This is a genomic window from Sulfurovum sp. (genome assembly GCF_036568385.1).
Taxonomy (GTDB): domain Bacteria; phylum Campylobacterota; class Campylobacteria; order Campylobacterales; family Sulfurovaceae; genus Sulfurovum.
The window spans coordinates 1-7,081 of record NZ_DATCSP010000087.1 but is presented as its reverse complement, the minus strand read 5'-3'; the positions used below and the strand labels follow the sequence as shown (position 1 = coordinate 7,081).

At 46.8% G+C, this 7,081-nt stretch carries 8 protein-coding genes; 5 read left to right on the top strand and 3 right to left on the bottom strand.

What is annotated here, in order from left to right; genetic code table 11:
• The 3 genes from VIM88_RS09420 to VIM88_RS09410 form a co-directional block, all read right to left on the bottom strand.
• Positions 1-167 (bottom strand): RsmD family RNA methyltransferase (locus VIM88_RS09420; protein WP_331862635.1); only part of this gene is annotated, 167 nt, incomplete at its 3' end.
• Between the two features lie 72 nt (positions 168-239).
• Positions 240-1,592, bottom strand: a complete 1,353-nt coding sequence (locus VIM88_RS09415) for an SH3 domain-containing protein (protein WP_331862634.1) — start codon at positions 1,590-1,592, stop codon at positions 240-242.
• Between the two features lie 162 nt (positions 1,593-1,754).
• A complete protein-coding gene (locus VIM88_RS09410) occupies positions 1,755-2,282 on the bottom strand; it encodes a DUF2062 domain-containing protein (protein ID WP_331862633.1) in 528 nt (175 codons plus the stop codon).
• Between the two features lie 121 nt (positions 2,283-2,403).
• Between VIM88_RS09410 and VIM88_RS09405 the strand changes: the two genes are divergently transcribed.
• From VIM88_RS09405 to thiE, 5 genes are all read left to right on the top strand, one after another.
• Entirely contained in the window at positions 2,404-3,339 is a 936-nt protein-coding gene (locus VIM88_RS09405) for a ribose-phosphate pyrophosphokinase (protein ID WP_331862632.1), read from the top strand.
• 23 nt (positions 3,340-3,362) lie between these two features.
• Positions 3,363-5,174: a translation elongation factor 4 gene (gene lepA, locus VIM88_RS09400; protein WP_331862631.1), complete on the top strand. Its 1,812-nt coding sequence runs from the start codon at positions 3,363-3,365 to the stop codon at positions 5,172-5,174.
• A 31-nt stretch (positions 5,175-5,205) separates the two neighbouring features.
• Complete coding sequence (locus VIM88_RS09395) at positions 5,206-5,655, top strand: hypothetical protein (RefSeq protein WP_331862630.1); 450 nt, start codon at positions 5,206-5,208, stop codon at positions 5,653-5,655.
• A gap of 111 nt (positions 5,656-5,766) precedes the next feature.
• Positions 5,767-6,555, top strand: coding sequence for a bifunctional hydroxymethylpyrimidine kinase/phosphomethylpyrimidine kinase (gene thiD, locus VIM88_RS09390; protein WP_331862629.1), 789 nt, complete (start codon positions 5,767-5,769; stop codon positions 6,553-6,555).
• Positions 6,539-7,081 (top strand): thiamine phosphate synthase (thiE, locus tag VIM88_RS09385; protein ID WP_331862628.1); only part of this gene is annotated, 543 nt, incomplete at its 3' end. The genes thiD and thiE, both read left to right, overlap by 17 nt.

The window sequence follows — 7,081 nt, the reverse complement described above, 5'->3', positions numbered from 1 at the left end:
AAGTTCTTGTCTATGATATCGAACTGCAGCGTGTTGAAAAGGGATTCCTTCAGAATGCTTTTTGAACTGCGTGTCGTAAAGATATCAGGTATCTCTATCTTTTTTCCTTTGTGTTCGCCTGCAGTGATAGTGGTGGTAAATATTTTAATTTTTTCTTTTGTTCTCATGTTTATGATTCTACCCAAATATGCGTTAAATCCGAAACATGCCGGTCAATTTAGTGTGGCAGCATCTTCAGGCTAAAATTTAACGATGCTTTGCAGGGTGTTGATCAACTTGCTCTGCTCTTTTACATCTGCACGCTCTTTGCCTGGTTCCGTAGAAGAGATAATGGTCCTGCCGGTAATGATCTTTGTCGTATCTTTTTTGCGTATACCCCAGTAGGTATGCATAATGACAGGTTCTCCTTTATATTCACCCAGATAGAGTACGATATGTCCTGGTACGTAGAGCAGGGAACGGAAAGGTTCGGCTTCCTGGATGATCTTCTTTTTCTTGGTCTCTTTCGCAAGACCTTTGATGGAAACACTCTCTCCATCTTCTGCCTGCTTGCTGGAGTTTCGGCGCAGAAAGATCCCAAAGGCACCTAAAAAATCCCTCGTGGTGGCAGAGCAGTCGCGGCATTCGTAACTTCCGCCCCAGCCATAGGGTTCACCGTAAAACTCTTTTGCCAGCATCGCTACGTTCTCAGGGGTGAAAGGCAGAGGCTTTGGGGCAAGAATGTCCGGCTTCTGCACTTTGACCTTTTCAATATGGGCTCTGCCTTTGCTGTCACGCGAAGCTACGAGATAGCGCTGGTCCCTGGAGATAGGGAAAAGAGCCCCGACTTTCACGATAGAAAGATCTTTGCCGTCACGATAGAGCCTGAGGTTGTCTTTGACGGCCATGGCATAGTTGCCGTTTTGAAATGTTTTGATAAAGTCCGAGCTGACCAGTGCCAGGTCTGACGTCTTCACCCAGCCGAAAGCGTAGGAAGCCCTGACAAAGGCCCATCGTTTGTCTTTGGAAAAGTGTGAAATGTAGAGCGGCACGTTGATGTGCAGTGCAGAGTTCTGATTGTAGTCAAAGGGAAACCCTTCACCGGTTTTTCTGGGATCGCGGTAAAAGGAAGAGGAAGTAGGCAGCGCTTTGACATCCGTTCGCCGAACGGTGATCGCTTTATACCTTTTGCTGTCAATACTGTCATAGTCTGCATTTTCTATCCATTGGTTGTAGACCGAAGCCGGGATGACAGAGCCTTTCTCTTTATAAATGGGCTTTTTGGTGATAAACCGGATCTCCCATCCAAAGTCCTCTTCAGGGATGTCCAGCTTTCCTAAGCTCCATGGTTGAAAGTATTTTTGATTAAATGCTTCGTCGAGCTTTTTTTGTTTAGTTTTGGAGAAGGGTTTGATCTGGTCTGCATAGAAAGCAGGGTCCTGAGGGATGAGTCTCATATCTGCCACTTTGTGTTTGGGCAGTCGGTCTATTTTGCTTTTTTCCCGTTCGCTCTCTTTGAGCAGATACTCGGCATGCAGGCTGGAAAAGGTGCTAAGAAGCAAGAGTGAAATAATGGATTTTTTATACATGTTCAGTTCTTTTTTTCGTATCATAATCTAGTTTGGTTAATGATCGGTTTATAGGGTATGCCGGAAAGTGCAAATGGGGTATTTTATGTAAAGTATCGTCCCTGAACAAGGGGGTAGTCCAGGGACAGGGAAACCAACTATATGGTTCCAGCAAGCACATTATCCCATAGGCATGTTAAGTGAGTGTTAATTTTTTGGTTTTTTTTGTGAATTTCTTTTTTTTCTTGTTTTTTTGGTCTCTTCCTGTTCAGACTTCACAGACCGGACCCAAAGCCTGTTGAGCACTATGTAGACGATAGTGGAAACAACGATGGAGTAGAACGCGGTTCCTGTATAAAGCGGCACAAGAATATCATCAAAATGTTCGGTGAACCACTGCATCGTCAACTCTATATCATCCAGCCCCTCGCGTCCGAGTATAAAGTTCCCCGTAAGATACTCCACATAGTACATCGGAGGCATCGTAAAAGGGTTGCTCAGCCATACCATGGAGATCGCGATAGGTACATTGAAACGGATAAAAGGTGTGGTAGCTATCACGGCCAGCATTTGCATAGGCATAGGGATAAATGCCCAAAAAAGCCCTATGGCCACACCTCTTGTTACCATACGCCTGTTAACGCTCAGGTACGCTTTTGGCAAGTTGTATTTCTCTAAAAAAGCATCGACCTTGTTACTGCCGGAAGACTTTTTTTTGAAGACTTTTCGTATCATTTATATCCGTCGGTTATTATAATTATTATATACATTAGTCTAATATGCAAGAGCTTTAAATCACCTTTTTATCAAGTTTTGTGTAAAATACGCGTACTAAAATAGACACAAAGGTACAACTATGAGCGGATATATGATTTTTTCCGGAACCTCAAACCCTGAGCTCGCTGAAGAGATAGCAAATTACTTGGAAATGCCTCTTTCCAAGGCTAAGATCAACCGTTTTTCTGATGGTGAGATCAATGTGCAGATCGCAGAAAGCGTACGGGGTAAAGATGTATTTATCATCCAGCCTACTTCCGCACCGGCCAATGATAACCTCATGGAACTGCTCATCATGACGGATGCCCTGAAGCGTTCTTCTGCAAAGTCCATCACGGCAGTTGTACCTTACTACGGCTATGCAAGACAGGACAGAAAAGCCGCACCGAGAGTACCCATCTCGGCAAAGATCGTGGCAAATCTTATGGAGACAGCCGGTATCACACGTATGGTAACGGTGGACCTGCATGCGTCACAGATACAGGGCTTTTTCGATATTCCGGTGGACAATCTCTACGGGGCGATCCTGTTCATGGACTATATCAGGGCAAAAAACTTCAAGAACCCTGTCATCGCCTCTCCGGATATCGGCGGTGTGTCAAGAGCAAGATACTTTGCCAACAAACTGGGTCTTGATATGGTGATCGTTGATAAAAGACGTGAAAAGGCCAATGAGAGCGAAGTGATGAACGTGATCGGTAATGTCGAGGGTAAAGATGTGATCCTGATCGATGACATGGTCGATACGGCGGGGACGATGGTCAAAGCGGCTTCTGCGCTCAAAAAGCTCGGGGCTACTTCGGTGATGGCATGCTGTACACACCCTGTACTTTCGGGTCCTGCCTATGAGCGTATAGAAGAGGGCGAACTCGATGAACTGGTCGTTGCCAATACGATCCCTATGAAAAAGCCGTCCGCAAAGATCAAAATGCTTTCCACTGCATCCATGCTGGGGGAAGTGATCCGAAGAGTACACAACAACGAGAGTGTGAACTCTCTGTTCGAAACAAACTAGCAAGTTAAAATACAAGGAATTGAATGGCTAAGGCAGTACCACAGGAAAATATACGTAATTTTTCCATTATCGCACATATTGACCACGGAAAGTCAACACTTGCGGACCGTATCATACAGGAGTGTGGCGCGGTCTCGGACAGGCAGATGTCTTCCCAGGTCATGGACACGATGGATATCGAAAAAGAGCGTGGTATTACCATTAAAGCACAATCTGTCCGTTTGGACTATGTCAAGGACGGCGAACACTATATTCTGAACCTGATAGACACTCCGGGTCACGTCGACTTTTCGTATGAAGTAAGCCGTTCACTGGCATCGTGTGAAGGTGCACTGCTGATCGTAGACGCGGCACAGGGTGTCGAGGCGCAGACGATCGCCAATGTCTACATTGCGATCGAAAATGATCTCGAGCTTCTGCCGGTGGTCAACAAGATCGACCTTCCTGCTGCGGACCCTGACAGGGTACTGGCCGAGCTGGAAGAGGCGATAGGTATCGATGCGACGGAACACAATCTTGTCTCTGCCAAGACCGGAGCTGGGGTCAAAGAGCTGATAGACGCCATTGTGGAGCGTGTTCCTGCACCGACAGGAGAGGTAGATGCACCGACGAAAGCGCTGATCTATGACAGTTGGTTCGACAACTATCTGGGGGCATTGGCTTTGGTGCGCGTTTTTGACGGAAGTATCAAAAAGAAACAGAATATCAGGATCATGGGAACCAAAGAGGAGCATCAGGTCCTTGATCTGATGTATCCTAACCCTATCGCACCGATCAAAACGGATGAGATCCGTACCGGCGAGGTAGGTATCGTGGTGACCGGACTTAAGACCGTGGAAGGGTTGCAGGTAGGTGATACGATCACCGATGTGAAAAATCCCACGGCCAAAGCGATCGGAGGTTTTGAACCGGCCAAACCTTTTGTCTTTGCAGGTATCTACCCTATAGAGACCGACAAGTTCGAAGACCTTCGTGATGCCTTGAACAAGCTCAAAATGAACGACTCTTCTTTGAGCTTTGAACCGGAAAGCTCGATGGCACTGGGTTCAGGATTTAGGACAGGTTTCCTGGGAATGCTGCATATGGAAGTGGTCAAAGAGCGTTTGGAACGCGAGTTCAACCTTGAACTGATCGCTACCGCACCTACGGTGGTCTACAAGGTCAGACTGACCAATGGCGAAGAGATGGAGATACAGAACCCAAGCGAGCTTCCTGAAGTTCAAAAGATAGACAAGATCTATGAGCCCTATGTCAAGGCAACGATACTGACACCGCAGGAGTACGTAGGTAACCTTATCAAACTGCTCAATGACCGCCGCGGCATCCAGATCAAGATGGACTACCTGAACGAGACACGTGTCCTTTTGGAGTATGATATCCCTATGAACGAGATCGTCATGGACTTTTACGATAAACTGAAGTCCATTACCAAAGGATATGCGAGTTTTGACTATGAACCGATAGGGTTCAGGGAAGGTAACCTTGTCAAGCTTGATATCCGTGTAGCGGGTGAAGTGGTCGATGCACTCTCGATCATCGTACCGGAAGAGAAGGCGCGTACGAGAGGACTTGCTTTTGTTGCACAGCTGAAAGAACTGATCCCGAGACAGCTCTTTGAAGTCGCTATCCAGGCGAGTATCGGGAACAATGTCATCGCGCGTTCAAACGTCAAATCGATGGGCAAGAACGTGACGGCAAAATGTTACGGTGGAGATATCACACGTAAAAGAAAGCTTTTGGAGAAACAGAAAGCCGGTAAGAAACGTATGAAGTCCATCGGTTCTGTAGAGGTGCCGCAGGAAGCATTTATGGCTGTATTGAAGTTAGACAGCTAATGAGATCCATCCCTGTCGTAGAAGGAAAGTAGTGGCAGCATGGGCGTTACATTTGCATCTGGTGGCTGCCATCGCATGGATAGGCGGGGCATTTTTCATGTTCCTGCTGGGTGTGAGCCTGAGAAAGAAAGAGGACCAGGATGCGGTATATCCGCGCATAGGCCCCATCTACGGCTACTTTGAAACGGCCGCACTGATCATTCTGCTTATTTCCGGCTATACGATGATAGCTAACAACGGCCTGCTGGCCATACTCTTTTCCAATATCACGAACGACGTGATAGACTCTTTGCGTATGAAGCTCTATATTGTCGGTGTGATCATTCTCCTTACCGTGGTACATATGACCATTTCGCTGAGGACGCTGCACAAAGAGAAAACACCGCTTCAGAAGTTTTTTTCGCGCGGTTCTTCCATGGGTATCTTCCTTCTCAACCTTGTGGTGCTTCACTACGCTATGGTACTAAGGGACATCCTTTAATTTCTACGGTTTCACCCCTTTTTTTCTTTTATTTCATCGAACTGACATTTTTACACTACTAAAAGTATCTGGCATGCTATATACTCCTGAAACATAAATGAAGGAGTCATTATGAAAGTAGTTTTGAGCATTGCCGGTTCTGACAGCAGCGGCGGCGCCGGTATACAGGCTGACCTGAAGACCTTTGAAGCATTTGATGTCTTTGGTACCACGGCCATTACCGCTCTGACCGCACAGAATACGACAGGCGTTGAACAGATCGTGCCTATGGATGCGTCTTTTGTTCAAAAACAGATCGAAATGGTCTTGAAGGATTTTGATGTGGCAGCCATAAAGATAGGCATGCTTTTCAACAGAGAGATCATCAAGGTCGTGGGTGAGACGATCAAAGGGTTGAACATTCCTGTTGTCCTGGACCCGGTATCGATATCAAAAGCGGGTTCACCTCTTTTGGAGGAGGATGCTTTGAGTGCCATGCATGCACTTTTTGAAGATGTGACACTCATCACCCCCAATCAGCATGAAGCGTATCATTTCTTCGGGTACAGACAGGGTGACAGCAAGTCCCTTGATGCCATTCAAAGCCTCAAGACGCCTGTACTTGTCAAGCATCATGTGGTGGAGCTTGATGAAGGAAAGTTCAGTGTGGACCAGCTTTTTTTCCATAAACAAAAGCGTGTTTTTCAGACCCCGATGATAGAGACATCCAACCTGCATGGCACAGGATGCTCTTTTTCAAGTGCGATCGCGGCCAATCTCGCATTGGGGCATTCGCTTGAAAGATCGATCTCTATCGCTAAAAAATTCATTACCTATGGGCTGAAAGAAGCGCCGAACATAGGAAACGGGCCAGGCCCGATACATCACAAAAAAGGAGGAGAATATGTCGCAATCGCTTAATGGTCTGTATGTCATTACGGATGAACACCTGACCCCGGATGAAACCGTACACAGCTATGTAGAGGATGCCCTGAAAGCAGGTGCATCGATCGTACAATACCGGAATAAAACAAAATCGGATGAAGAAGTGGAAGAGGTGTGCCGAACCCTTCAAGGGCTCTGCAGAAGATATGATGTCCCTTTTATCATAGACGACCGTCCGCATTTGGCAGCCAAGATAGGCGCCGACGGTCTGCATATCGGTAAAAACGATATGCCCATCGAAGAGGCTAGAAAGATCTTTCCCAAAGGCATCATCGGGGTTTCCTGTTACGGAAGCATTAAAAAGGCGAAGGAGGCGCAGAAAGAGGGTGCGGACTACGTGGCGTTCGGATCGTTCTTCGCTTCGCCTACCAAGCCGCACTCGGGGATCATATCGATGAACGTACTGCACAAGGCCAAAGAAGCCATAGATATACCTATCTGTGCGATCGGCGGTATCTCCCAGACCAATATAGGAGAGATCGCAGCCACAAGAGCAGATATG